Genomic DNA, 23849 nt, shown 5'->3' on the forward strand with positions numbered 1-23849 from the left:
GCGTCCGTCCGCCCCGTACGGTCCAGGGTACGCCGGTGGCGGGACGGGCCCGAGGGGTTTTGCGTGCCCCCCTGCGGGCCCCGCCGTGGAGCGTCAGGCGCCGCGGAAGCCGAGGGTGGGCTGGGCGCGGCGGAGCGGCCAGGGGCGGGCGGTGCCGGGCAGGAGTCCGTCGAGGAAGGCGTAGCGGCGCAAGGTGTCCCGGGACTGGTCGTCGTAGGAGCGGACGTGCTGCCACCAGGCGGCGACCTCGACCCAGCCGGGGGCGGAGAGCGAGCCGCCGAACTCCTGGACGGAGAGGGCGGAGGTCAGGCAGGCGAAGGCGAGGCGGTCGGCGAGCGGCCAGTCGGCGAGGGTGCCGGCGACGAAGCCGGCGACGAAGACGTCGCCGGCGCCGGTGGGGTCCAGGGCCTCGACGACGATGGCGGGGACCTCGGCGGTCTCGCCGGTGCGGCCGTCGGCGGCGTAGGCGCCCTTCTCGCCCATGGTGACGACGGCCAGCGGGACCCGGTCGGCGAGGGCGCGGGCGGCGGCCCTGGGGCAGTCGGTGCGGGTGTAGCGCATGGCCTCTTCGGCGTTGGGCAGGAAGGCCTCGCAGTGCTCCAGGTCGGCGAGGTCGGCCGGGTTCCAGCGGCCGGTGTCGTCCCAGCCGACGTCGGCGAAGACGCGGCTGCCGGAGCGGGCGGCGTTGGCGATCCACTCCTCGCGGCGGCCGGGGACGAGCAGGGCGACGGCGGCCTTGGCCGGTACCGGGCAGGCGGGGGCGGGTGTTTCGGGGAGCGGGGCCTCGTGGCCGTGCGAGACCATGGTCCGTTCGCCCTCGTAGGCCATGGAGACGGTCACCGGGGAGTGCCAGCCGGGGACCGTGCGGGAGGGGCCGAGGTCGATGCCCTCGCCGCGTGAGAGCGCCTCCCAGCAGTATTCGCCGTACATGTCGTCGCCGAACGCGGCGGCGAGGGCGGTGCGCAGGCCCAGCCGGGCCAGGGCGGTGGCCATGTTGGCGATGCCGCCGGGGCTGGAGCCCATGCCGCGCGCCCAGGACTCGGTGCCGCGCACGGGGGCGGAGTCCAGGCCGGTGAAGATGATGTCGAGAAACACCGTGCCGGTCAGGTAGACGTCGAACTCCGGTCCGCCCCCGGCCCGTACCCCGGCGAGCGGGTCGAGTACCGGGGCCTGCCCGCCCGACCGGCCCAGGGGCGTGACCGGCGCTCTTCCCGGCCGGCGCGGCACGCCCTCCGCCGCGGGCGCCGCGGCACGGCCCGAAGCGGTGGCGCGGTCCTGGGCGCGGTCCGAAGAGATCGTCATGCTCTCGCTGCTCCTCTCGGGGGTGCGGGTCCGGACAGTGTGCCCGATGCTGCGGTACGTTCCGGCCATGAGGCTGACGATTCTCGGCGGTGGCGGATTCCGGGTGCCGTTGGTGCACCGGGCCCTTCTGGACGACGCGCGGCGCGACGCGCCCGGCCGCGTCACCGAACTGGTGTTGTTCGACACGGATTCGATGCGGGCGCGGGTGATCAGATCCGTGCTCACGGCGCAGGCGGAGGGGGTGCCCGGCGCGCCCTCCGTCCGGGTGGCCGGCGACCTCGACGACGCCCTGCGCGGCACGGACTTCGTCTTCTCCGCGATCCGCGTGGGCGGGACGGCGGGACGGGTGCGGGACGAGCGGATCGCCCTGGACGAGGGGGTGTTGGGGCAGGAGACGGTCGGTGCGGGCGGCGTGCTGTACGGGCTGCGGACGGTCCCGGTGGCCGTGGACATCGCGCATCGCGTGGCCGAACTGGCCCCGGACGCGTGGGTCATCAACTTCACCAATCCCGCGGGCATGGTGACGGAGGCGATGTCCGCCGTCCTGGGTGACCGCGTGATCGGCATCTGCGACTCACCCGTGGGGCTGGTGCGGCGCGCGGCGCGGGCGGCGGGTGCCGATCCGGGCCGGGTGGAGTACGACTATGTGGGGCTCAACCACCTCGGCTGGCTGCGGCGGTTGACGCTGGACGGGCGTGACCTGCTGCCCGGCCTGCTGGGCGACGGGGAGGCGCTCGCCTCGTTCGAGGAGGGGAAGCTGTTCGGTGCCGACTGGCTCCGGGCGCTGGAGGCGCTGCCCAACGAGTACCTCCAGTACTACTACTTCCGCCGGGAGACGCTGCGGGCGACGAGCGACGCCGAGCACACGCGGGGCGAGTACCTCGACCGCCAGCAGGGGGACTTCTTCTCCCGCGCGGCCGGCGCGCCCGAGCGGGCGTACGAGCTGTGGGAGCGCGCCCGCCGGGAGCGCGAGGAGACCTACGGCGCGGCGAGCCGGGCGGCGAGCGGGGGCTGGCAGCGGGACTCCTGCGACCTGGAGGGCGGGGGCTACGAGCGGGTGGCGCTGGCGCTGATGCGGGCGGTGGCCGGGGACGAACGGGTGCGGCTGATCCTCAACGTCCGCAACATGGGGACCGTGCCGGAGATCGACCGGGAGGCGGTCGTCGAGACGGTGTGCGAGGTGGGCGCCAAGGGCGCGCAGCCGTTGCCGTGCGCCCCGCTGCGGGAAGACCAGCTCGGGCTGATGCTCCAGGTGAAGGCGGTGGAGCGGGCGGTGATCGAGGCGGCTCTGAGCCGGGACCGGGACGCCGCGCTGCGGGCGCTGGCGCTGCACCCGCTGGTGGACTCGCCTGCGGTGGCGGCGCGGATCCTGGAGCGGGCGGGGGCGTGAGGCCGGTGCGCCGGCCTCCGGCCGGTCCCGGCCCGGTCCACCCGGCGCCCGCTCCGGGTGGACTCCGGCGGGCGTGACACAACCGACATTGACCGGGTGCAGACAAGGAGCCTAGCTTCACGCTGCACCCGCTCACATGTTCATCAGGAGTTCACACGTGTCGCCCTCGCTGAAGTCTTCCTCCCGGCGCGTCCGCATGGCCGTCGCCGGAGCCGCCGCCGTCGCCGTCGGCGCCGGCCTGTTCGCGACCGGCGCCGCGACCGCGGACCACTCGGTGCCCCGCTCGGACAAGGAGATCCCGAACCTCACCCTGGTCCAGGACAAGATCAAGGCGTACTACGGCGACACCGTCGACAAGAAGGGCGAGCACTACGCCTCCCCGAAGAGCAGCTACGCCAAGCAGGTCGCCGAGATCGAGACGAAGGCCAAGGCCTACCTGGACGGGGTCGTGAAGAACGCCCCGAAGAAGGGCAAGAAGCCGGCCATCGTCCTGGACGTGGACGACACCACGCTGCTGACCTACAACTACGAGCTGAAGCAGGGCTTCCACTTCACGCCCGAGTCGCAGGACGCGTACCTGAAGTCGACCGACATGGCCGCCGTCTTCGGCATGCCGAAGCTCGTCAACTGGGCGCAGTCGAAGGGCATCACGGTCTTCTTCGTGACCGGCCGCGGCGAGCACCAGCGCGCGTGGAGCGTGCGCAACCTGAAGAACGTCGGCTACAAGCCGGCGGCCGACCGGGCGCACTTCTTCCTGAAGGACAAGAAGAACCCGCCGTCCTACCTGAAGTGCGGCGCGACCTGCACCACGGTCGAGTACAAGTCCGGCACCCGCAAGCACATCGAGGCCCAGGGCTTCCGCATCGTCGCCAACTTCGGCGACCAGTACAGCGACCTGAAGGGCGGCGCCTCGGGCCGCGAGTTCAAGATGCCGAACCCGATGTACTACCTGCCGTAAGGCGTCCCGTTCACCCTGCCGTAAGGCGTCCCGTTCACCGTTCCCTCTTGGGAACGGGAACACGCGTGAGGTCCCGGGCGACGGTGAGCTCCCCGTCGAAGCCCGCCGCCCGGGCCTGCCGCTCGAACACCTCCGGGTCGGAGTACCGCTGCGAGAAGTGCGTCAGCACCAGGTGCCGCACCCCGCTCTCGGCCGCCACCCGGGCCGCCTGGCCGGCCGTGAGGTGCCCGTGCTCGGCGGCCAGCGCCCCGTCCTCGTCCGTGAACGTGGACTCGATGACGAGCATGTCGCAGCCCTCCGCGAGCGCGTACACCCCGTCGCAGAGCCGGGTGTCCATCACGAACGCGAACCGCTGCCCGCGCCGCGGCTCGCTGACGTCCGCCAGCGTCACCCCGCCGAGGACGCCGTCCCGCTGGAGCCGGCCCACGTCAGGACCGGTGATCCCGTGCTCGGCCAGCAGCGCGGGCAGCATCCGCCGGCCGTCCGGCTCCATCACCCGGTAGCCGTAGGACTCGACGGGGTGCGAGAGCCGGCGCGCCTCCAGCGTGTACGACGCCGTCTCGGCCAGCACCCGCCCCTTGCCGGACACGGGCTCCTGGGCCAGCTCCACCGTCTCGCGGTAGGCGGTCGCGTAGCGCAGCCGCTCGAAGAAGCGGCGGCCGCTCGCCGGGTAGTGCGCGGTGACCGGGTGCGGCACCTGGTCCAGGTTGATCCGCTGGATCACACCGGCGAGGCCGAGCGAGTGGTCCCCGTGGAAGTGCGTGACGCAGATCCGGTTCAGGTCGTGGGCGGCCACCCCGGCCCGCACCATCTGGCGCTGCGTGCCCTCCCCCGGGTCGAAGAGCAGGCCCTCGCCGTCCCAGAGCAGGACGTAGCCGTTGTGGTTGCGGTGCCGGGTGGGCACCTGGCTGGCGGTGCCGAGAACGACGAGTTCACGTACGGACACGGTGGAGGCTCCCGTTGTGCGGTTCTGGCCGGGCGGCGCGGTTCTAGCCGGGCGGCCAGTTGAGCCCACGGCCCCCGAGCACATGCGCGTGCGCGTGGAACACGGTCTGCCCGGCCCCGGCTCCGGTGTTGAAGACGATCCGGTACCCGGAACCGTCCACGCCCTCCCCGGCGGCCACCTCGCCCGCCTCCCGCAGTATGTCCGCGGCGACCTGCGGCTCGGCGGCGGCGAGCGACGCGGCGTCCGGGTAGTGCGCCTTGGGGATCACCAGGACGTGCGTGGGCGCCTGGGGGTTGATGTCGCGGAACGCCACGGTCGTCTCGGTCTCCCGCACGAGCGTCGCGGGCACCTCCTTCGCGACGATCTTGCAAAACAGGCACTCGGCCTGCGGTTCTCCCGCCACCGTGCGCTCCCTCCGGGTCGTCGGCTGATCGTGATCGGATCGTACCGGTCACCACCGACAGCCACAGGAGCCGCCCGCTCCCGGCCGGCGGGAGGGCCCGCGTCCCTCAGGCCACCAGCGCCGCGGCCGCCTCCCGCGCCTCCGCGAGCCACGCCTCCCGCTCCGCCGCCGTGGCGCCGGTGACCGTCCGGAAGACCTTGCGCCGCACGTCGGTGACGCCGACGTAGGGCAGCACGCACGCGGCCCAGATCCGCTCGAGCGGGTCACCGAACTCGTCCCGTTCCCGCTCCTCCGGTGTGTCCGACGTGTTGAGCACCAGCGCCCGGCCGGCCCCGAGCAGCCCCTCCGGCTCGCCGTCGGCGTGCTCCAGCTTGTAGGCCACACCGGGCGCGAGCACCCGCTGTACCCACCCGGTCAGCACCGCCGGCGGCATACCCCACCAGTTCGGATGCACGAACACCAGGCGATCCGCCCCGGCGAGCTCCTCCCGGTACCGGGCCACCAGCAGGTCATCCGCCGTCCCGGCCCCCACCACCGTGCCCGTCTCCCCGGCCCGCAGGACCGGATCGAACCCCTCCGCGCACAGATCGTGCGCGAGGACCTCGCACCCGCGGTCCCGCAACTCGTCCGTCACCGCGGCGAACAGGTCGTGGTTGAAACTGCCGGGACGGGGGTGGGCGAGGAGTGCGACGACGCGCATCAGGACGTCCTTCCGGAGAGCGGCGCTTCCCACGCCGCGTGATCATGGGCGAAGAGAACCCGCCGGGGAGCGAAGTCCGCCAGCCGGTCGAGCCAGGCGGGGTACCCGGGCAGGCCCTCGGCGCCACCGTCCGCGGCGGCGCGGCGCGCCAGTTCGCCGGCGGCATAGGCCGACGCCGTGTCATACGCCTGCCCGGCCAGCACCAAAGCCCCGCCGCCGGCCCGCCGCACCACCAGCGACTGGTGGCCGGGGGTGTGGCCCGGGGTCGGCACCACACGCACGCCCGGAAGCGGCTCGGCCTCCCCGTCGAGCTCCTCGTACACGGCGCCGGGAAAGTCGACGAGCCCGTCGATGGTGTACCCGCCACGGCGGGCGGCGGCCGGCTCCGTCCGCTGCACGAGGACGGGCACGCCGGCGAACAGCGGGTTGCCGCCGCAATGGGCGAAGTGGAGGTGGCAGTTGACGACGAGGTCGACGTCCTCGACCCGTGCCCCGACGGCCGCCAGCGCCTCGGGAAGCCCGCGCCGCCGGGGCCGGTAATGCGCGTCCGCCTCCGGATCCCCCGCGCCGATGCCGGTGTCGAACAGGACCGTGCCCCGCGGATGCCGCACAAGGAAGGCCACGGCGGGCTCCACCCGCGCCGACGGTCCGCCGGCCTCGGAGGCGGGCCGTACGAAGTACCCCAGATCGAGCGGCTGCACGACGGTCTCCCGGCTCATGGAGATCATCCTGACAGAACGCCCCGACGGATCACAGGGGCGGACGGGTCACAGGGCGATCGGCCGGTACGCCAGCGCCGCGTCGACGACCTGCTCGGCGGAGAGCTCGGGCCGGTGGTGGTAGATCAGGTCGGTGGCGGCGGGGTGGAGCACGCTGCGCTCGAACTGTGCGACCAAGGCGTCGTGTTCCTCTTCGGTGGCCCCCTCGCCGTCCATGATCCGGCGTACCAGCCGGACGAGTTCGTCCCGTTCCATGCCGTTCACCTCCCCCCTCGACGGCCGTCGCCGTCCTGTCCCCACTCGGGGACGGACGTAAAGCTCACCACGGGCCCGTCGTCCGTGTCGCGGGCGTGGACGGCGAACTCGCGCTCGGGGCAGGCGAGCCGGAGCGCCGCCTGCCAGGACATCGCCACCGTGTCGGCGACCTCCCGGAGGACGGCGTTCCCTTCCGCCGTGTCGTCCACGGTGACGTGGTCGCCGACCACGAACCGGTTGAGTGTCGCCTCGATGCGCACGACGTCCCCGTCCAGGTGCCGGAACCACTCCTCGAACCCGTCCGGTTCGTAGGCGCGTTGCCAGATGACGCAGCCTCGCGCGCGGACGAACTCGGGTCGGATGACACGGGAGAACGCCAGCCACTGCCCCGCGGTGGTGTGGTACGCGAGGTAGTCGACGTGATCGGGGGTTCCCGACCAGTCGGCGATCCAGCGCCCGATCTCGGAGTGGCCGTCCGGCGCGAACCGTTCGCCCGCCGCGCCGCTTCGTCCGCCGGGCGTCAACTCCACCGTCCCGTCCGTCCCAGCAGCAGTGCCGTCGCCGCCGTGCCGGCCGTGGAGGTGCGGAGGACGGTGGGGCCGAGGCGGTAGGGGTGGGCGCCGGCGGTGGCGAAGGCGGTCAGTTCGTCGGGGGAGACGCCGCCCTCGGGGCCGACGACGAGGACGATGTCGCCGGCCGGCGGGAGGTCGGCGGTGGCCAGGGGGGTGCTGCCCTCCTCGTGGAGGACGGCGGCGAAGGCCGCGTCGGCGAGGAGGCCGGCGACCTGGCGCGTCGTCATGAGGTCGGTGACGTCGGGGAAGCGCAGGCGGCGGGACTGCTTGCCGGCCTCTCTCGCCGTCGCGCGCCACTTGCCGAGGGACTTCAGGCCGCGGTCGCCCTTCCACTGGGTGACGCAGCGCGAGGCGGCCCAGGGGACGATCGCGTCGACGCCGGTCTCCGTCATGGTCTCGACGGCGAGTTCGCCGCGGTCGCCCTTGGGGAGGGCCTGGACGACGGTGATCCGCGGCTGGGGCAGCGGCTCGGAGCGGACGGAGGTGACGGCGACGTCGAGGTGGTCCTTGCCGCTGACGGCGGCCACCGTGCCGTGCGCGCCGGTGCCCCGGCCGTCCGTCAGGACGATGTCCTCGCCGACGCGCAGCCGGCGGACGGAGACGGCGTGCCGGCCCTCGGGGCCGTCGAGGGGGAAGACGGTGCCGGGGAAGACGCCCGTGAGGGAGTCCTCCTCGACCAGGAAGACCGGCGCTGTCATGAGTCGCTCCCTCGCGATGGTGCTGTCAAGGACGCGCGGGCCGCGTCGAGTTCGTCGGTCAGGACCTCGACGAGGCGGGCCGCCGGGAGGTCGCGGGCCAGGCGGTGGCCCTGGCCGGCCCACAGGTTGACGGCCTGCGGGTCGCCCGCCGCGGCGGCGGCCTTGCGCAGGCCGGCCGTCAGGTAGTGGACCTGGGGGTAGGCGGCGGGGGCGTAGGGGCCGTGTTCCCGGATGAATCGGTTCACCAGCCCGCGGGCCGGGCGGCCGGAGAAGGCGCGGGTCAGCTCGGTACCGGTGAACACCGGGTCGGTCAGCGCCCGTTTGTGCAGCTCGCTCGCGCCGGACTCGGGGCACGCGAGGAACGCCGTGCCGAGCTGCGCGGCACAGGCGCCCGCGGCCAGCACGGCCGCTATCTGGGCGCCGCGCATCAGCCCGCCCGCGGCGATCAGCGGCAGCGGAACCGCCTCGCGGACCTCGGTGAGCAGCGCGAGCAGTCCGGAGCCGGCCCCGGTGCCGTCCAGCCGGGGGTCGTCGTGGTGGGTGCCCTGGTGGCCGCCGGCCTCGACGCCCTGGACGCAGAGCGCGGCGGCGCCCGCCTGCCACGCGGCCCGGGCCTCGGCGGCGGAGGTGACGGTCACGATCGTGACGGTGCCGGTCGCGGCGAGGGCCGCGAGGTCCTCGGCGGACGGGCAGCCGAAGGTGAACGAGACGACCGGGACCGGGTCGTCGAGCAGGGTGGCGAGCTTGGCCTCGTACGCGTCGTCGGCGGCGCGGTCCCAGTCGCCCAGGGGCACGTCGTACCAGGTGGCCTCGCCCGCGAGCTGTTCGGCGTAGACCTCTACGGCCGCGGGGTCCGCGGCGGGCGGCTGCGGCATGAAGAGGTTGACGCCGAAGGGCCGGGACGTCAGAGCGCGGAGCTGCTTGATCTCCTCGTACATCGCGGCCGGCGTCTTGTAGCCGGCGGCGAGGAAGCCGAGGCCGCCGGCCTCGGAGACGGCCGCGGCGAGCGGCGGGCAGGAGCCGCCGCCCGCCATCGGGGCCTGGACGACCGGGAGCCGGAACAGGCCGGTCAACGCGGTGTCCCCAACGGGTTCCCCTACGGATTCCGCAACGGATTCAAAGGCCATGACCACATCGTGTCACGCCCTCGTGGCCGCGCCGAACCGAACCCGGGCGCGCACGGGCGCCCCGGATCCGGCCGATCGGCTAACGCCCGTTGAACGCGTCCTTCAGCCGGGAGAACAGCCCCTGCTGCCCCGGCTTGAACTCGCCCGTCGGCCGCTCCTCGCCCCGCAGCTTGGCAAGCTGCCGGAGCAGCTCCTCCTGCTGGGCGTCGAGCTTGCCGGGGGTCGTCACCTCGACGTGGACGACGAGGTCGCCGCGCCCGCCGCCGCGCAGGTGCGTGACACCGCGCTGGTGGAGCGGGATGGCCTGGCCGGACTGGGTGCCGGGCCGGATGTCGATCTCCTCCAGGCCGTCCAGCGTCTCCAGCGGCACCTTGGTGCCCAGCGCCGCCGCGGTCATCGGGATGGTGACCGTGCAGTGCAGGTCGTCACCGCGCCGCTGGAAGACCGGGTGCTGCTTCTCGTGGATCTCGACGTAGAGGTCGCCGGCCGGGCCCCCGCCGGGGCCGACCTCGCCCTCGCCGGCGAGCTGGATGCGGGTGCCGTTGTCGACACCGGCGGGGATCTTGACCGTCAGCGTCCGGCGGGACCGGACACGGCCGTCGCCGGCGCACTCCGGGCACGGGGTCGGCACGACCGTGCCGAAGCCCTGGCACTGCGGGCACGGGCGGGAGGTCATGACCTGGCCCAGGAACGAGCGGGTGACCTGCGAGACCTCGCCGCGGCCGCGGCACATGTCACAGGTCTGCGCGGAGGTGCCGGGGGCGGCGCCCTCGCCGCTGCACGTGGTGCAGACGACGGCCGTGTCGACCTGGATCTCCTTGGTCGTGCCGAACGTCGCCTCGTCCAGGTCGACTTCCAGCCGGATCATGGCGTCCTGGCCCCGGCGGGTGCGCGAGCGCGGGCCGCGCTGCGACGCCTGGCCGAAGAAGGCGTCCATGATGTCGGAGAAGTTGCCGAAGCCGGCGCCGAAGCCGCCGGCGCCGCCGCCACCGCCCGACGACGAGAGCGGGTCGCCGCCGAGGTCGTAGACCTGCTTCTTCTGCGGGTCCGAGAGCACCTCGTAAGCGGCGTTGATCTCCTTGAACCGCTCCTGCGTCTTGGGGTCCGGATTGACGTCCGGGTGCAGCTCGCGGGCGAGGCGGCGGAAGGCCTTCTTGATCTCGTCCTGCGAGGCATCGCGCCGTACGCCCAGGACCGCGTAGTAGTCCGTGGCCACTTACGACTCCGCCAGGATCTGTCCGACGTAACGTGCCACTGCGCGTACCGCTCCCATCGTTCCGGGGTAATCCATGCGGGTCGGTCCGACCACGCCGAGTTTGGCGACGGCTTCGTCGCCCGAACCGTAGCCGACGGCGACGACGGATGTGGAGTTCAGCCCCTCGTGGGCGTTCTCGTGACCGATGCGGACCGTCATGCCCGAGTCCGTGGCCTCGCCGAGCAGCTTGAGGAGGACGACCTGCTCCTCCAACGCCTCCAGCACGGGCCGGATCGTCAGCGGGAAGTCGTGCCCGAAGCGGGTGAGATTGGCGGTGCCGCCGATCATCAGCCGTTCCTCGGTCTCCTCGACCAGGGTTTCCAGCAGGACGGCCAGCACCGTCGAAACGGTTCCGCGGTCGTCCTGTTCGAAGGATTCGGGAAGGTCCTGCACCAACTGCGGCACATCCGTGAACCGCCGGCCCACGACGCGGCTGTTGAGCCGCGCCCGCAGGTCCGCCAGCGCCACCTCGCCGACCGGGGCCGGGCAGTCGACCATCCGCTGCTCGACCCGCCCGGTGTCCGTGATCAGCACCAGCATCACCCGCGCGGGGGCGAGCGGCAGCAGCTCCACGTGCCGGACGGTCGACCGGGTCAGCGACGGGTACTGCACGACCGCCACCTGCCGGGTCAACTGCGCCAGCAGCCGCACCGTGCGGGCCACCACGTCGTCCAGGTCGACCGCGCCGTCCAGGAAGTTCTGGATGGCGCGCCGCTCGGCGGCCGACAGCGGCTTGACGCCCGCCAGCCGGTCGACGAAGAGGCGGTAGCCCTTGTCGGTGGGGATCCGGCCGGCGCTGGTGTGGGGCTGGGCGATGAAGCCCTCCTCCTCCAGCACCGCCATGTCGTTGCGCACCGTCGCCGGGGACACGCCGAGGTGGTGACGCTCGGTGAGGGCCTTGGAGCCGACGGGCTCCTCGGTGCCCACGTAGTCCTGGACGATGGCACGCAAGACCTTGAGCCTGCGTTCGCTCAGCATCCGCGCACACCTCCAGTCCAGCGGGTCCAGCCGTCTCGCGGGGTCCTCCCGGGGTCTTACCCGGGTCTCGTGCCTGGCACTCAAAGGTCACGAGTGCCAAACCCCACACGTCAGTGTACGGCGGCCCACCACGACCACGGCAAGGCAGTCGCGCCGCGTGCCCGTGCCGCGTGCGCCTCCGGACGGGTCACCGTACCGCGCGCGCGTTAGGTTCCCGGCATGGGAAACCACGGAGGAACGGACCAGGAGCAGCACACGGGGGCGCGCTGGGAACGGCTCGCGCCGGGGGTGCTCCGGCGCAGGCTGGCGGGCTGGGACGCGACGACGGGGGCGGTCGCCGGGGAGGCGGGCGTCCTGGTCGTGGACACGGGCTCGACGCTCCGTGAGGGCGCGGAGATCGAGCGCGAGGTGCGGGAGCTCCTCGGGCTGCCCGTGACGCACATCGCACTCACCCACGACCACTTCGACCATGTGCTGGGCACGGCGGCCTTCCCTGACGCGGCGGTGTACGGCGCGGCGGGGCTCGCCGCGTCCCTGACGGCGGGGGCCGGGGAGGTACGGGAGGACGCGGTCCGGCAAGGGGTGGACCCGCGGGACGCCGACGAGGCCGTGGAACGCCTGGTGGTCCCGTCCCACGAGGTCGCCGACGAGCTTGAGCTCGGCCTGGGCGACGGCCGGCGGATCCGGCTGGTGGTCCTGGGGGCCGCGCACAGCCGGTACGACCTGGCCGTCCTGGTGCCGGGCGGCTCCGGGGCGCCGGACGTCGTCTTCTGCGGCGACCTCGTCGAGGAGTCCGGCGAGCCGCAGGCCGGGCGGGACGCCACCCCGGCGGCCTGGCCGGCGGCGCTGGACCGGATGCTGGCCCTCGGCGGGCCGGACGCGGTGTACGTACCGGGGCACGGCGCGGCGGTCGACGCCCGGTTTGTCCGTGAGCAACGCAACGCGCTGGCACGGCGCTTCGGCGTGTCGTAGGCCGGAAGGGCGGGTTTTTCCTATCGTCTGCGCGTGCGCAGCAGACAGTACGACCCCGACCTGACCCCTCCGTGGAAGCGGAGCGCCCCCGTCCCGGAGGTACCGGCCGAGCCGGACCTGGTGGTGGAGGAGGTCACGACCGGCTTCTGCGGGGCGGTGGTCCGCTGCGAGAAGACCGCACAGGGGCCGACCGTGACCCTGGAGGACCGCTTCGGCAAGCACCGCGTCTTCCCGCTGGAGCCGCGCGGCTTCCTGCTGGAGGGCCGCGTCGTCACCCTCGTCCGCCCCTCCGCGGCGCCGCGCACACCGTCCGCCTCGGCCCGTACCGCCTCCGGCTCGATCGCCGTCCCCGGCGCCCGCGCCCGGGTGGCACGGGCCGGCCGGATCTACGTCGAGGGACGGCACGACGCGGAGCTCGTGGAGCGCGTCTGGGGCGACGACCTCCGCATCGAGGGCGTCGTCGTCGAGTACCTGGAGGGCGTCGACGACCTCCCGTCCATCGTCCGCGACTTCGCCCCCGGGCCGGACGCGCGGCTGGGCGTCCTGGTCGACCACCTCGTGCCGGGGTCGAAGGAGTCGCGCATCGCGGCGGAGGTGACGGGCGAGCACGTGCTCGTCGTCGGGCATCCGTATGTGGACGTGTGGGAGGCGGTGAAGCCGTCGTCCGTGGGGATCGCGGGGTGGCCGCGGGTGCCGCGGGGGCAGGACTGGAAGACGGGCGTCTGCCGGGCGCTGGGCTGGCCGACGAATACCGGGGCGGCGTGGCAGCGGATCCTGGGGGCCGTGCGGTCCTACAAGGACCTGGAGCCGGAGCTGCTCGGCAGGGTCGAGGAACTGATCGACTTTGTGACCTGCCCCTGACCCGCCCCTGTTCCAGCCCGTCCGGCGCTTGAGGACGAGCGGCGGAGCCGCGACAAGGGGGGTGGGGGCGCAGCCCCCAGGAAACGGCGAAGGGGCGGGACCGGGGCTCAGTCCACCAGATCCCGCACCACCGCATCGGCGAGCAACCGCCCCCGCAACGTCAGCACCGCCCGACCCGCCGCGTACGGCTCCCGCTGGAGCAGCCCGTCGGCGAGAGCCTTCTCGGCCGCCGCGAGACCCGCCGGCTTGAGCAGCGACAGCGGACACCCGTCCACCAGCCGCAGTTCGAGCAGGATGCGCTCGACCCGCCGGTCCTCCTCGGCCAGGATCTCCCGCCCCGCCCCGGGCGACCGCCCCTCGACGAGGGCCTGCGCGTAGGCGCCCGGATGCTTGACGTTCCACCACCGCACCCCCCCGACGTGCGAGTGGGCACCGGGCCCCGCCCCCCACCAGTCGGCGCCCCGCCAGTACAGCTCGTTGTGGCGGCAGCGGCCGGCGTCCGTGGTGGCCCAGTTGGAGACCTCGTACCAGGAGAAGCCCGCGGCCGCCAGCCGCTCCTCGGCGATCAGGTAACGGTCGGCGTGGACGTCGTCGTCGGTCATGGGCACCTCGCCGCGGCGGATGCGGCGGGCCAGTTGTGTGCCCTCCTCGACGATCAGGGCGTAGGCCGAGACGTGGTCGGGGCCGGCGGCGATGGCGGCGTCCAGCGAGGCGCGCCAGTCGTCGTCGCTCTCGCCGGGGGTGCCGTAGATCAGGTCGAGGTTGACGTGGTCGAAGCCGGCGGCGCGGGCCTCGGCGACGCACGCCTCGGGGCGGCCGGGGGTGTGCGTGCGGTCGAGGATCTTCAGGACGTGCTGCCGGGCGCTCTGCATGCCGAAGGAGACCCGGTTGAAGCCGGCGGCCCGCAGTTCCTCCAGGTAGCGGGGGTCGACGGACTCCGGGTTGGCCTCCGTGGTGACCTCGGCGCCGGGGGCGAGCCCGAACTCGTCGCGGATGGCGGCGAGCATCCGGCCCAGGTCGGCGGCGGGCAGCAGGGTGGGCGTGCCGCCGCCGACGAAGACCGTCTCGACCGGGCGCGGGTCGTCGCCGAGCACCTTGCGTGCCAGCCGGATCTCGTCGGCGACGGTGTCGGCGTAGTTGTCGCGGGAGGCCAGTGCGCCGCCGGAGCCGCGCAGCTCGCTCGCGGTGTAGGTGTTGAAGTCGCAGTAGCCGCAGCGGGTGGCGCAGTACGGAACGTGCAGGTAGAAGCCGAGGGGCCGCCGGCCCGCGTCGGCGAGGGCGTGCGGGGGCAGCGCCCCGTCGTCGGGCACGGGCTCGCCGTCGGGCAGTACGGAAGGCATGGGTCCATTGTCCGGCATGACCGTCGGACGCCGGACCGCACCGGGACGCCCCCTCCGGCCCACGCCCCTCCCGGACCATGCCGGAAAGCGCGCCCCTCCCGGACGGGGTCAGGACGTGCCCCTCCCGGTCAGCGCTCGCGCGTCCCCTCGTACATCTCCTCGATCAGGTCCTTGTACGCCCGCTCCACGACCGGCCGCTTGAGCTTGAGGCTGGGGGTGAGTTCCCCGTGCTCGACGTCCAGGTCGCGCGGCAGCAGCCGGAACTTCTTGATCGTCTGCCAGCGCTGGAGGCCCTCGTTGAGCCGCCGGACGTACTCCCCGACCATCTCCTCGGTCTGCGGCGCGGCGACCACCTCGGCGTACGTCCGGCCGCCGAGGCCGTGGTCGGCCGCCCACTTGAGCAGGGAGGGCTCGTCGAGGGCGATGAGGGCGGTGCAGTAGTTCCGGTCGGCGCCGTGGACGAGGATGTTGGAGACGAACGGGCAGATGCCCTTGAAGCGGCCCTCGACCTCGGCGGGCGCCACGTACTTGCCGCCCGACGTCTTGATCAGGTCCTTCTTGCGGTCGGTGATGCGCAGGAAGCCGTCGGGCGACAGTTCGCCGATGTCGCCGGTGTGGAACCAGCCGTCCGGTTCGAGGACTTCCGCCGTGCGCTCCGGCAGGCCGTGGTAGCCCTCCATGATCCCGGGGCCGCGCAGCAGGATCTCGCCGTCGTCCGCTATCCGGACCTCGGTGCCGGGCAGCGGCTTGCCGACGGTGCCGGTGCGGTACGCCTCGCCCGGGTTGACGAAGTTGGCGGCGCTGGTCTCGGTGAGGCCGTAGCCCTCCAGGATGTGGACGCCGGCGCCGGAGAAGAAGAGGCCGATGTCGGGGGCGAGGGCGGACGCGCCGGAGATGCAGGCGCGCAGCCGGCCGCCGAACGCCTCCCGGATCTTGGCGTAGACGAGGACGTCGGCGGTCTTGTGGCGGGCGGCGAGGGTGAAGGGGACGGAGCGGCTGCCGGTGCGGCGGTAGTTGTCCTGGGAGACGCGGGCGTACTCGCGGGCCACCTCGGCGGCCCACTGGAAGATCTTGTACTTGGCCCCGCCGCCCTCCCGGGCCTTGGCGACGACGCCGTTGTAGACCTTCTCGAAGACGCGGGGCACGGCCGCCATGTAGGTCGGCCGGACGACCGGCAGGTTTTCGATGATCTTGTCCGGGCGTCCGTCGACGGCGGTGACGTGGCCGATGCCGATGTGCCCGGCCGTGAGGACCTTCCCGAAGACGTGGGCGAGCGGGAGCCACAGGTACTGGACGTCGTCGGACCGCACCAGGCCGGTGGCCTCGATGGCGCGGGCCATGTACGACCAACTGTCCTGGCGCAGGCGGACGCCCTTGGGGCGGCCGGTGGTGCCGGAGGTGTAGATGAGGGTGGCGAGCTGCTCGGAGCGGATCGCGGCGACCCGGTCGCGGACCAGGTCCGGCGTCTCCTTCAGCCGGGCCGCGCCGCGCCGTTCCAGCTCGGCGAGGGAGAGGACCCAGCCGTCCGGGTCGTCTTCGGCGGCCACCGCGTCGGCTTCCTCGATCACCACGACGTGGGCCAGGCCGGGCAGTTCCCCGCGCTGGGCGCGGGCCTTGGCCAGTTGGGCGGCGTTCTCGGCGATGAGCACCTTGCTCTCGGAGTCGGCGAGCATGAACGCCGTCTCCTCCGCGTTGGTGCTGGGGTAGAGCGGGGTGGTGGCGGCGCCGGAACAGAGGATGCCCAGGTCGGCGAGGATCCACTCGACGCGGGTGTCGGAGGAGAGGGCGACCCGCTCCTCGGGGGCGACGCCGAGGTCGATCAGCCCTGCGGAGATCGCGAACACCCGTTCCGCGGCCTGCTTCCAGGTGAGCGAGGCCCAGGCGGACGGGCCGCGGCCGGAGGGAGGCGCGACGGGGTGCCGGTAGGCCTCGGCGTCGGGAGTGGCGGCGACGCGTTCGAGGAAGAGCGTCGCCACGGAGGGCGGCCGGTTCTCGAGCAAAGTCCTGGTGTCGGTCACGGCATCCTCCGGGGCCCGCCTCGTTGCTGGGTGACTCGCGAGTAACCTTCAAGCAGTGATCAGACTAGAGGCGCCGGGCCTGTTCACGTAAGGGGCCCGGAAAGGCTTGTTGAAGCTGTGACCGAAACCAATCGCTGCCCTCTACACGTACCGCGTGGAATGCCTGTCGGAAGTGACGGCGATCTCCGGCGGACCCACGCAAACGCCCGCCCCCCTCTCGGGGAGCGGGCGTCCGTGCGTTCCGGGCTCGCGGCGGGCCGGACCGGCTACTTCTTGCCCTTCTCGCCGCTCTCGTCCGAGGAGAGCACCGCGATGAAGGCCTCCTGCGGAACTTCCACACTGCCGACCATCTTCATACGCTTCTTGCCCTCCTTCTGCTTCTCCAGGAGCTTCCGCTTACGGGAGATGTCACCGCCGTAGCACTTCGCGAGAACGTCCTTGCGAATGGCGCGGACGGTCTCACGGGCGATGACGCGGGCGCCGATCGCGGCCTGGATCGGCACCTCGAAGTTCTGCCGCGGGATGAGCTCGCGGAGCTTGGCGACGAGCCGGACGCCGTAGGCGTAGGCCTTGTCCTTGTGCGTGATCGCGGAGAAGGCGTCGACCTTGTCGCCGTGCAGCAGGATGTCGACCTTGACCAGGTCGGAGACCTGCTCGCCGGTGGGCTCGTAGTCCAGCGAGGCGTAGCCGCGGGTCTTGGACTTGAGCTGGTCGAAGAAGTCGAAGACGACCTCGGCGAGGGGCAGCGTGTAGCGGATCTCGACACGGTCCTCGGAGAGGTAGTCCATGCCCAGCAGGACACCGCGGCGGGTCTGGCAGAGCTCCATGATCGCGCCGATGAACTCGCTGGGCGCCAGGATGGTGGCCCGGACGACCGGCTCGTGCACCTCGGCGATCTTGCCGGTGGGGAACTCGCTCGGGTTGGTCACCTCGTGCTCGGTCCCGTCCTCCATGAGGACGTTGTAGACCACGTTCGGCGCGGTGGCGATCAGGTCGAGACCGAACTCGCGCTCCAGGCGCTCGCGGATGACCTCAAGGTGCAGCAGGCCCAGGAAGCCGACGCGGAAGCCGAAGCCCAGCGCGGCGGACGTCTCCGGCTCGTAGACCAGCGCGGCGTCGTTGAGCTGGAGCTTGTCGAGCGCCTCGCGCAGCTCCGGGTAGTCCGAGCCGTCCAGCGGGTAGAGGCCGGAGAAGACCATCGGCTTGGGGTCCTTGTACCCGCCCAGCGCCTCGGTGGCCCCGTTCTGGTACTGGGTGATGGTGTCGCCGACCTTCGACTGGCGGACGTCCTTCACACCCGTGATCAGGTAGCCCACCTCGCCGACGGACAGGCCGTCCGCGGGCAGCATCTCCGGGGAGTTGGTGCCGATCTCCAGCAGCTCGTGCTGGGCGCCGGTCGACATCATCCGGATCCGCTCGCGCTTGCGCAGCGTGCCGTCGACGACCTTCACATAGGTCACGACGCCCCGGTAGGCGTCGTAGACCGAGTCGAAGATCATCGCGCGGGCCGGGGCGTCCTTGACGCCGACCGGGGCCGGGACGTCGCGGACGACGCGGTCCAGCAGCTCCGGGACGCCGACGCCGGTCTTCGCGGAGACCTTGAGCACCTCGGACGGGTCGCAGCCGACGAGGTTGGCGAGCTCGGCGGCGAACTTCTCGGGCTGGGCGGCCGGCAGGTCGATCTTGTTGAGGACGGGGATGATCGTGAGGTCGTTCTCCATCGCCAGGTAGAGGTTGGCGAGGGTCTGGGCCTCGATGCCCTGGGCGGCGTCCACCAGGAGGATGCAGCCCTCGCACGCGGCGAGGGAGCGGGAGACCTCGTAGGTGAAGTCGACGTGCCCCGGGGTGTCGATCATGTTGAGGATGTGGGTGGCGCTTTTGTCCTCGCTGGGCGCCCACGGGAGCCGGACCGCCTGCGACTTGATCGTGATGCCGCGCTCGCGCTCGATGTCCATCCGGTCGAGGTACTGCGCACGCATCTGCCGCGAGTCGACCACGCCGGTGAGCTGAAGCATCCGGTCGGCGAGCGTCGACTTGCCGTGGTCGATGTGCGCGATGATGCAGAAGTTACGGATCAGAGCCGGGTCGGTACGGCTCGGCTCGGGCACGTTGGTAGGGGTCGCGGGCACGCAGGATCCATTCGGTGACTTCGGCGTTTGCACGCCAGTCTCGGCGGGAGTCGGGTATACGACCTCTCCATGGTCCCATGAGCGGCGCCCGCCGTCCGGTTTGGGACGGCCCGGACCGGGCTGGTAGCCTGGTCCACTGTGCTTCGCGACCCTCTTACGCGTGGAGCGCACTCTGGAAATCCAACGAACCTGAAAAGGCTCTTTCGTGGCGAACATCAAGTCCCAGATCAAGCGGAACAAGACCAACGAGAAGGCGCGCCTCCGCAACAAGGCCGTCAAGTCGCAGGTCAAGACCTTCGTCCGTGCCGCCCGCGAGGCCCTGGCCGCCGGCGACACCGAGAAGGCCGCCGCCGCGGTCGCCCTGGCCGGCAAGAAGCTGGACAAGGCCGCCAGCAAGGGCGTCATCCACAAGAACGCCGCCGCCAACAAGAAGTCGGCGCTGGCCAAGCAGGCTGCCTCCCTCAAGGGCTGAAGCTTGTCCGGGGCGTGAGCCCCGGTCCCTGCCGGTATCGGAACCAGCGGCCCCTCTACCGCTCCGGTCCGGCACCCCGCCGCACGCGGCCGTTCGCCACGCGGGTGCGGCATGAGCCCGACGGCTCGCAGAACGAAACCGAGGCCCCGGCCCGTCCTTCCCCAGGACGGACCGGGGCCTTCGGCATACCCCCGGGGCCTTCGGCGTACCCGGGCCCGGAGACAGGGCCCGGCACGGCTCAGGAGCGGCTGCGGGCCGCCCGGGCCACCGCGACCACGGCCTTCTCCAGGGCGTACTCCGGATCGTCGCCGCCGCCCTTCACCCCGGCGTCCGCCTCGGCGACGGCACGCAGCGCGGCGGCGACACCGTCCGCCGACCAGCCGCGCATCTGCTGCCGCACCCGGTCGATCTTCCACGGCGGCATGCCGAGCTCCCGGGCCAGGTCACCCGGGCGGGCGCCGCGCGGCGCCGAGGCCAGCTTGCCGATCGAACGCACCCCCTGGGCGAGGGCACTGGTGATCAGCACCGGCGCGACGCCGGTGGACATGGCCCAGCGCAACGCCTCCAGGGCCTCGGCGGCCCGGCCCTCCACGGCCCGGTCGGCGACGGTGAAGCTGGACGCCTCGGCCCGGCCGGTGTAATAGCGGGCGACGACCGCCTCGTCGATGGTGCCCTCGATGTCGGCGACGAGCTGCGCGCAGGCGCTGGCCAGCTCCCGCAGATCGCTGCCGATGGCGTCGACGAGCGCCTGACAGGCCTCCGGCGTCGCGGACCGGCGCGTGGCCCGGAACTCCGAGCGGACGAAGGCCAGCCGGTCGGCCGGCTTGGTCATCTTGGGGCAGGCGACCTCCCGGGCCCCCGCCTTCCGGGCGGCGTCGAGCAGCCCCTTGCCCTTCGCGCCGCCCGCGTGCAGCAGGACGAGGGTGATCTCCTCGGCGGGTGCGCTCAGGTACCCCTTGACGTCCTTGATCGTGTCCGCGGAGAGGTCGTGGGCGTTGCGCACGACCACGACCTTGCGTTCCGCGAAGAGCGACGGACTGGTCAGCTCGGCGAGGGTGCCGGGCTGGAGTGCCTCCGGCGCGAGGTCACGGACATCGGTGTCCGCGTCGGCGGCACGGGCCGCGGCCACCACCTCCTGCACGGCACGGTCGAGGAGGAGCTCTTCCTGCCCCACGGCGAGCGTGACGGGGGCGAGCAGATCGTCGTTCGCGGCTTTGCCCGCGGTGTTCCTGGCCATCGCGTCCAGCATCCCACGCGGGTCGGACACTCCCCTCCGGGGCGGTACGGGGCATGACGCACAATGAGCGGGTGAGCAGCGTTCCCCCTTCCCCCTCCACCCCGTCCGACCCCTCCCCCACCGGCGCACCCTCCGACTCGCCCACGGTCCCGGCGCGCCCGTCCCGCTTCCTGCTGGTGCTGCCCGACCGGGAGGCCGCCGAGGAGGCGGCCGAGCGGGCCGCCGCCGAACACCCCCTGGACGGGTCGCCGCAGCTCGTCCGCGAGGCGCTGGCCGGCGAGGACGACGCGGAGGACGCCCAGTGGCTGGTCGTCCTGGAGGACCCGGACGGCGTCCTGGACCCCGCCGCACTGCGCGCGCTCGCCGAGGAGTACGAGGGCTGGGTCGAGACGGACTGAACGTCCGGACCGCCGGCGCCCGCCGCGCGGAAGGACGCCGCCGTACCCGGAGAACATGCTGAAGGAGAACCGATGTCGACACCCGCGTGGTGGAACGACCTCATCGCGGCCGGTGACGTGCTCGCGGCGGACGACCGGGCCCACGTCGACCTGTGGCGCGGCGAACCCCGAACGGACGAGCTCGGTCTCCCCGTCGCGGCCGACGAGGACGACGTCCCCCCGCTGACCGTGCGCTTGGGCTTCCTCGCGCAGACCTTCGCCAAGAACGCCTTCAGGATGGATCCCTCGGAGCGGCGGCGGGCACTCGGCGTACTGGAGCAAGTCCTGAAGACCGGCACCGAGCCGGACTGCACGGCCGTGGTCACCGGTTTCTTCGAGGGTCTGCTCATAGCGGCGGACCAAGGGTTCGACCTGCGGTCCGTATGGGACGAGCTGGGCCCCGAGTCCCGGTCGGCCTGCCTGGCCCTCGACGAGGGATGGGGAGTCGACTCCCCCGCCTGGATGCGCTGATCGCCGTACGAACCCCGTCCGAGGCGGTCCGTCCGAAGCGGTCCGTGTGGGACAAGCCGAGGAGTACGGCGGGCCGGGCCGGGCTCGCCGGGAACGTCTCCTCCCCCTCTGGGGCAGCCGGGCCCCTGAATCGGGGCCGCCCAGGACGGCGTCGGCGCTGCCCGTCACCGCCACGGGCCCGTCGTGGTCGGTCCGCAGTACCGCGGCGCCTTCCGTGCGGAGAGCGGTGAGGGTACGCGGTGCGGGGTGCCCGTAGGGGTTGTCCGCTCCGACGGACACGACGGCCAGCCGGGGACGCGCCCGGTGCAGCAGTTCGGCGTCCTGGTGGGCCGAGCCGTGGTGGGCGACCTTCAGGACGTCCACCTGGGGCAGCTCCGGATGCCGCTCCAGGAGGGCGTGCTGGGCGGGTGGTTCGAGGTCGCCGAGCAGCAGGAGGGTCAGCTCCGCCGTGCGGACGAGCAGGGTGACGCTGGCGTCGTTGGGGCCGGTCTCCGCCTCCACGGCCTCGCCCGGGGGCGGCGGCCACAGCACCTCCCAGGACAGCGGGCCGAGACGGCGGCGCTCGCCGGGGGTCACCGCGACGACCGGGACACCCGCGTGGCGCGCCTCCCGACGGACGAACGCGGCCTGCCCGGGCGGCTCCTCGAACGGGGTGCCCTGGATCGTCCCCACCGTCCGGCCACGCAGCACGCCGGGCAGCCCGTCCACATGGTCGGCGTGATAGTGCGTCAGCAGCAGGAGCGGCACGGCCCGCACTCCCAGGGCGCGCAGACAGTGGTCGACGGCCCGTGGTTCGGGCCCGGCGTCCACCACGACGGCCGCGCCGTCACCCGCCGCGAGCACCAAGGCGTCGCCCTGCCCCACGTCACAGGCCGCGAACCGCCAGCCGGGCGGCGGCCAGCCGGTGACGACACGGGTCAGCGGAGCAGGCCGGAGGACCGCCACGGTGAGGAGGAGCGCGCAGAGCACGCCGCACCATCGCCGTAGGCGTCGGCCCCTGTGCGGGTGCCTGTGCGGGTGCCTGTGCCGACGCGGTTGTCGTGCCGCCCGGTGGACCGCGTACCCGACCGCCGCGACGAGGGCGGCCATCAGCGCCGCTCCCGGCAGGCCGCCCGGCCAGGCCGATTCCGCTCCGGGGAGGGACGCCCCGGTCCGGGCGACGGCGGCCGCCCAGGAGGCGGGCCAGCCCGCCAGCCAGGCGAAGGCGTGGGCCACGGGAGAGGCGAAGGGAGCGGTGGCCAGGGCCGCGAACCCCAGGACCGTGGCCGGGGCGACCGCGAGCTCGGCGAGCAGGTTGCAGGGAACGCCGACCAGGCTCACCCGGGACGACAGCAGCACGATCACGGGCGCGCAGACGGCCTGGGCGGCGGCGGTCGCCGCGAGCGCTTCCGCGAACCTGGCCGGCACACCGCGCCGGCGCAACGCCGCGCTCCAGCGCGGGGCGACCGTCAGCAGGGCGCCGGTGGCCAGTACGGACAGCAGGAACCCATAACTCCGCGCCAGCCAGGGGTCGTAGAGGACCAGCGCCAGGACGGCCGCCGCGAGGGCGGGCAGCAGGCCGCGGCGGCGGCCCGTGGCGAGGGCGAGCAGGACGACCAGGCCGCAGGCCGCCGCCCGGAGCACGCTCGGCTCCGGCCGGCACACGACGACGAACCCCAGCACGAGCAGCCCGCCGGCCACCGCCGTCACCCGCAGGGGAACGCCCAGCCGACCCGCCAGCCCCCGCCGCTCCGCCCGGGCCGCCAGGTGCGCGGGGCCGATCAGCAGGGCGAGCAGAATGGTCAGGTTGCTGCCGGAGACGGCGAGCAGGTGGGTCATGTCCGTGACGTGGAACGCCTCGTCGAGATCGGGCGGAACGCGGGATGTGTCCCCGACCACCAGGCCGGGCAGCAGCGCCCGCGCGTCCGGTGCCAGCCCCTCGGCGGCCTCCCGCAGGCCGGCGCGGAGCCGGGCGGCGGCCTGCTGGAGGCCGGTCGGGCGCCCGATCACCTGAGGCGGCCCGTGCCGGACACGGACGACGGCCGCGATCCCGTCGCCGTCGTGCGTGGGCGGCGCCAGTCGCCCGGTCACCCGTAGCCGGGTGGACGGCAGGATGCCCAGCCAGTCCGGCCGGACGAGGAGCAGGACGGGCGTCCGGACGGCGGTCGCCGTCGCCGTTCCCCGCCGGGTGACCACGACGCGGGTCGCCTCGCCTTCGACGGTCACCGCCGGGACGGCCCGTACCGCTCCGCGCACACGCGGCCGAACCGCCCGGGGGTCCTTGGTCACCGTGACGTCCAGCGTCGCCTCCGCGTACTTCGCCGCCAGCCCCGGTACCGGCCCCCGCCGGCCGTCCGCCGCCCGCAGCGCGCCGACCGTGGCCCCGGCGGCGGCGCAGAGCAGCGCGGCGGCGGTGGCAGCGGCGACCGTCGCACCCCATCGGCGCGCGGCGGCGCGCAGCGGGGTGGAGTACGGCGGGGAGGAGTGCGGCGGGGTGAAGTGCTGGGGGGCGGGGTGCGCGGGACGATGTCGGGGTGGGGTTGGGGCGGAGCCCGCGGAGGCGCCGGAGTGTGTGGTCCGGCTCGGGTGCGTGTGCCCTCGCACGCTTGCCGGACCACTTGCGGTGACTG

21 protein-coding genes and 1 pseudogene are annotated in these 23849 nt (G+C 73.3%); 6 read left to right on the plus strand and 16 right to left on the minus strand.

Going from position 1 to position 23849, the window contains the following annotated elements; all coding sequences use genetic code 11:
- Nucleotides 1-93: 93 nt before the first annotated feature.
- On the minus strand, nt 94-1302 hold the full coding sequence (locus ACZ6X9_RS14395) for a PfkB family carbohydrate kinase (RefSeq protein WP_469778300.1): 1209 nt from the start codon (nt 1300-1302) through the stop codon (nt 94-96).
- A gap of 67 nt (nt 1303-1369) precedes the next feature.
- Here ACZ6X9_RS14395 and ACZ6X9_RS14400 point away from each other — a divergent pair, with 67 nt between their 5' ends.
- Nucleotides 1370-2692 carry a 6-phospho-beta-glucosidase gene (locus ACZ6X9_RS14400; protein WP_469778301.1) on the plus strand — a complete coding sequence of 441 codons (1323 nt, stop codon included), beginning with the start codon at nt 1370-1372 and terminating at the stop codon, nt 2690-2692.
- A 136-nt stretch (nt 2693-2828) separates the two neighbouring features.
- Nucleotides 2829-3650, plus strand: coding sequence for an HAD family acid phosphatase (locus ACZ6X9_RS14405; RefSeq protein ID WP_469778302.1), 822 nt, complete (start codon nt 2829-2831; stop codon nt 3648-3650).
- A 34-nt stretch (nt 3651-3684) separates the two neighbouring features.
- Here the strand turns inward: ACZ6X9_RS14405 and ACZ6X9_RS14410 are convergent, their stop codons facing one another.
- The 10 genes from ACZ6X9_RS14410 to hrcA form a co-directional block, all read right to left on the minus strand.
- A complete protein-coding gene (locus ACZ6X9_RS14410) occupies nt 3685-4596 on the minus strand; it encodes a ribonuclease Z (RefSeq protein WP_469778303.1) in 912 nt (303 codons plus the stop codon).
- A 43-nt stretch (nt 4597-4639) separates the two neighbouring features.
- Nucleotides 4640-4999: a histidine triad nucleotide-binding protein gene (locus ACZ6X9_RS14415; protein WP_469778304.1), complete on the minus strand. Its 360-nt coding sequence runs from the start codon at nt 4997-4999 to the stop codon at nt 4640-4642.
- A 106-nt stretch (nt 5000-5105) separates the two neighbouring features.
- Nucleotides 5106-5699: an NAD(P)H-dependent oxidoreductase gene (locus tag ACZ6X9_RS14420; protein ID WP_469778305.1), complete on the minus strand. Its 594-nt coding sequence runs from the start codon at nt 5697-5699 to the stop codon at nt 5106-5108.
- Nucleotides 5699-6418 (minus strand): N-acyl homoserine lactonase family protein, encoded by a 720-nt coding sequence (locus tag ACZ6X9_RS14425; RefSeq protein ID WP_469778306.1) that lies wholly within the window; start codon nt 6416-6418, stop codon nt 5699-5701. The genes ACZ6X9_RS14420 and ACZ6X9_RS14425 overlap by 1 nt, the downstream gene beginning before the upstream one ends.
- A 48-nt stretch (nt 6419-6466) precedes the next feature.
- Complete coding sequence (locus tag ACZ6X9_RS14430) at nt 6467-6673, minus strand: bacteriocin immunity protein (protein WP_469778307.1); 207 nt, start codon at nt 6671-6673, stop codon at nt 6467-6469.
- A gap of 5 nt (nt 6674-6678) precedes the next feature.
- Nucleotides 6679-7203: a hypothetical protein gene (locus ACZ6X9_RS14435; RefSeq protein WP_469778308.1), complete on the minus strand. Its 525-nt coding sequence runs from the start codon at nt 7201-7203 to the stop codon at nt 6679-6681.
- A complete protein-coding gene (locus tag ACZ6X9_RS14440) occupies nt 7194-7943 on the minus strand; it encodes a 16S rRNA (uracil(1498)-N(3))-methyltransferase (RefSeq protein ID WP_469778309.1) in 750 nt (249 codons plus the stop codon). Before ACZ6X9_RS14440 ends, ACZ6X9_RS14435 begins: the two co-directional genes overlap by 10 nt.
- Nucleotides 7940-8977: a nitronate monooxygenase gene (locus ACZ6X9_RS14445; RefSeq protein WP_469778653.1), complete on the minus strand. Its 1038-nt coding sequence runs from the start codon at nt 8975-8977 to the stop codon at nt 7940-7942. The genes ACZ6X9_RS14440 and ACZ6X9_RS14445 overlap by 4 nt, the downstream gene beginning before the upstream one ends.
- Before the next feature lie 172 nt (nt 8978-9149).
- Nucleotides 9150-10286: a molecular chaperone DnaJ gene (gene dnaJ, locus ACZ6X9_RS14450; RefSeq protein WP_469778310.1), complete on the minus strand. Its 1137-nt coding sequence runs from the start codon at nt 10284-10286 to the stop codon at nt 9150-9152.
- Complete coding sequence (hrcA, locus tag ACZ6X9_RS14455; RefSeq protein WP_436780521.1) at nt 10287-11303, minus strand: heat-inducible transcriptional repressor HrcA; 1017 nt, start codon at nt 11301-11303, stop codon at nt 10287-10289.
- Nucleotides 11304-11522: 219 nt separating this feature from the next.
- Here hrcA and ACZ6X9_RS14460 point away from each other — a divergent pair, with 219 nt between their 5' ends.
- Complete coding sequence (locus ACZ6X9_RS14460) at nt 11523-12275, plus strand: MBL fold metallo-hydrolase (protein ID WP_469778311.1); 753 nt, start codon at nt 11523-11525, stop codon at nt 12273-12275.
- A 33-nt stretch (nt 12276-12308) separates the two neighbouring features.
- Entirely contained in the window at nt 12309-13136 is an 828-nt protein-coding gene (locus tag ACZ6X9_RS14465; RefSeq protein ID WP_469778312.1) for a DUF3097 domain-containing protein, read from the plus strand.
- A 107-nt stretch (nt 13137-13243) separates the two neighbouring features.
- Here ACZ6X9_RS14465 and hemW read toward each other — a convergent pair whose 3' ends face one another.
- From hemW to lepA, 3 genes are all read right to left on the minus strand, one after another.
- Entirely contained in the window at nt 13244-14476 is a 1233-nt protein-coding gene (hemW, locus tag ACZ6X9_RS14470; protein WP_469778313.1) for a radical SAM family heme chaperone HemW, read from the minus strand.
- A gap of 128 nt (nt 14477-14604) precedes the next feature.
- A complete protein-coding gene (locus ACZ6X9_RS14475) occupies nt 14605-16494 on the minus strand; it encodes an AMP-dependent synthetase/ligase (protein ID WP_469778314.1) in 1890 nt (629 codons plus the stop codon).
- A gap of 266 nt (nt 16495-16760) precedes the next feature.
- A complete protein-coding gene (gene lepA / locus ACZ6X9_RS14480; protein ID WP_469778315.1) occupies nt 16761-18623 on the minus strand; it encodes a translation elongation factor 4 in 1863 nt (620 codons plus the stop codon).
- Nucleotides 18624-18828: 205 nt separating this feature from the next.
- Between lepA and rpsT the strand changes: the two genes are divergently transcribed.
- Nucleotides 18829-19095, plus strand: a complete 267-nt coding sequence (gene rpsT, locus ACZ6X9_RS14485) for a 30S ribosomal protein S20 (protein WP_469778316.1) — start codon at nt 18829-18831, stop codon at nt 19093-19095.
- Between the two features lie 238 nt (nt 19096-19333).
- On the opposite strand, the gene holA is transcribed toward rpsT, so the two are convergent.
- Nucleotides 19334-20332, minus strand: coding sequence for a DNA polymerase III subunit delta (gene holA, locus ACZ6X9_RS14490; RefSeq protein WP_469778317.1), 999 nt, complete (start codon nt 20330-20332; stop codon nt 19334-19336).
- 170 nt (nt 20333-20502) lie between these two features.
- On the opposite strand from holA, the gene ACZ6X9_RS14495 reads away from it, so the two are divergent.
- Nucleotides 20503-20730 (plus strand): hypothetical protein, encoded by a 228-nt coding sequence (locus ACZ6X9_RS14495; RefSeq protein ID WP_469778654.1) that lies wholly within the window; start codon nt 20503-20505, stop codon nt 20728-20730.
- A 654-nt stretch (nt 20731-21384) separates the two neighbouring features.
- Here ACZ6X9_RS14495 and ACZ6X9_RS14500 read toward each other — a convergent pair.
- Nucleotides 21385-23679 (minus strand): annotated as a pseudogene (locus ACZ6X9_RS14500) (ComEC/Rec2 family competence protein); the annotation flags it as partial.
- Nucleotides 23680-23849: the final 170 nt, after the last annotated feature.

This window comes from Streptomyces sp. NPDC052910, from assembly GCF_055585605.1.

Bases quoted from the DNA above. Each gene is read 5' to 3' on its own strand.
- ACZ6X9_RS14395 (WP_469778300.1), bottom strand. From the start codon at position 1,302: ATGACGATCTCTTCGGACCGCGCCCAGGACCGCGCCACCGCTTCGGGC.
- ACZ6X9_RS14400 (WP_469778301.1), top strand. From the start codon at position 1,370: ATGAGGCTGACGATTCTCGGCGGTGGCGGATTCCGGGTGCCGTTGGTG.
- ACZ6X9_RS14405 (WP_469778302.1), top strand. From the start codon at position 2,829: ATGTTCATCAGGAGTTCACACGTGTCGCCCTCGCTGAAGTCTTCCTCC.
- ACZ6X9_RS14420 (WP_469778305.1), bottom strand. From the start codon at position 5,699: ATGCGCGTCGTCGCACTCCTCGCCCACCCCCGTCCCGGCAGTTTCAAC.
- ACZ6X9_RS14425 (WP_469778306.1), bottom strand. From the start codon at position 6,418: ATGAGCCGGGAGACCGTCGTGCAGCCGCTCGATCTGGGGTACTTCGTA.
- ACZ6X9_RS14430 (WP_469778307.1), bottom strand. From the start codon at position 6,673: ATGGAACGGGACGAACTCGTCCGGCTGGTACGCCGGATCATGGACGGC.
- ACZ6X9_RS14440 (WP_469778309.1), bottom strand. From the start codon at position 7,943: ATGACAGCGCCGGTCTTCCTGGTCGAGGAGGACTCCCTCACGGGCGTC.
- ACZ6X9_RS14445 (WP_469778653.1), bottom strand. From the start codon at position 8,977: ATGGCGGGCGGCGGCTCCTGCCCGCCGCTCGCCGCGGCCGTCTCCGAG.
- hrcA (WP_436780521.1), bottom strand. From the start codon at position 11,303: ATGCTGAGCGAACGCAGGCTCAAGGTCTTGCGTGCCATCGTCCAGGAC.
- ACZ6X9_RS14460 (WP_469778311.1), top strand. From the start codon at position 11,523: ATGGGAAACCACGGAGGAACGGACCAGGAGCAGCACACGGGGGCGCGC.
- hemW (WP_469778313.1), bottom strand. From the start codon at position 14,476: ATGCCTTCCGTACTGCCCGACGGCGAGCCCGTGCCCGACGACGGGGCG.
- holA (WP_469778317.1), bottom strand. From the start codon at position 20,332: ATGGCCAGGAACACCGCGGGCAAAGCCGCGAACGACGATCTGCTCGCC.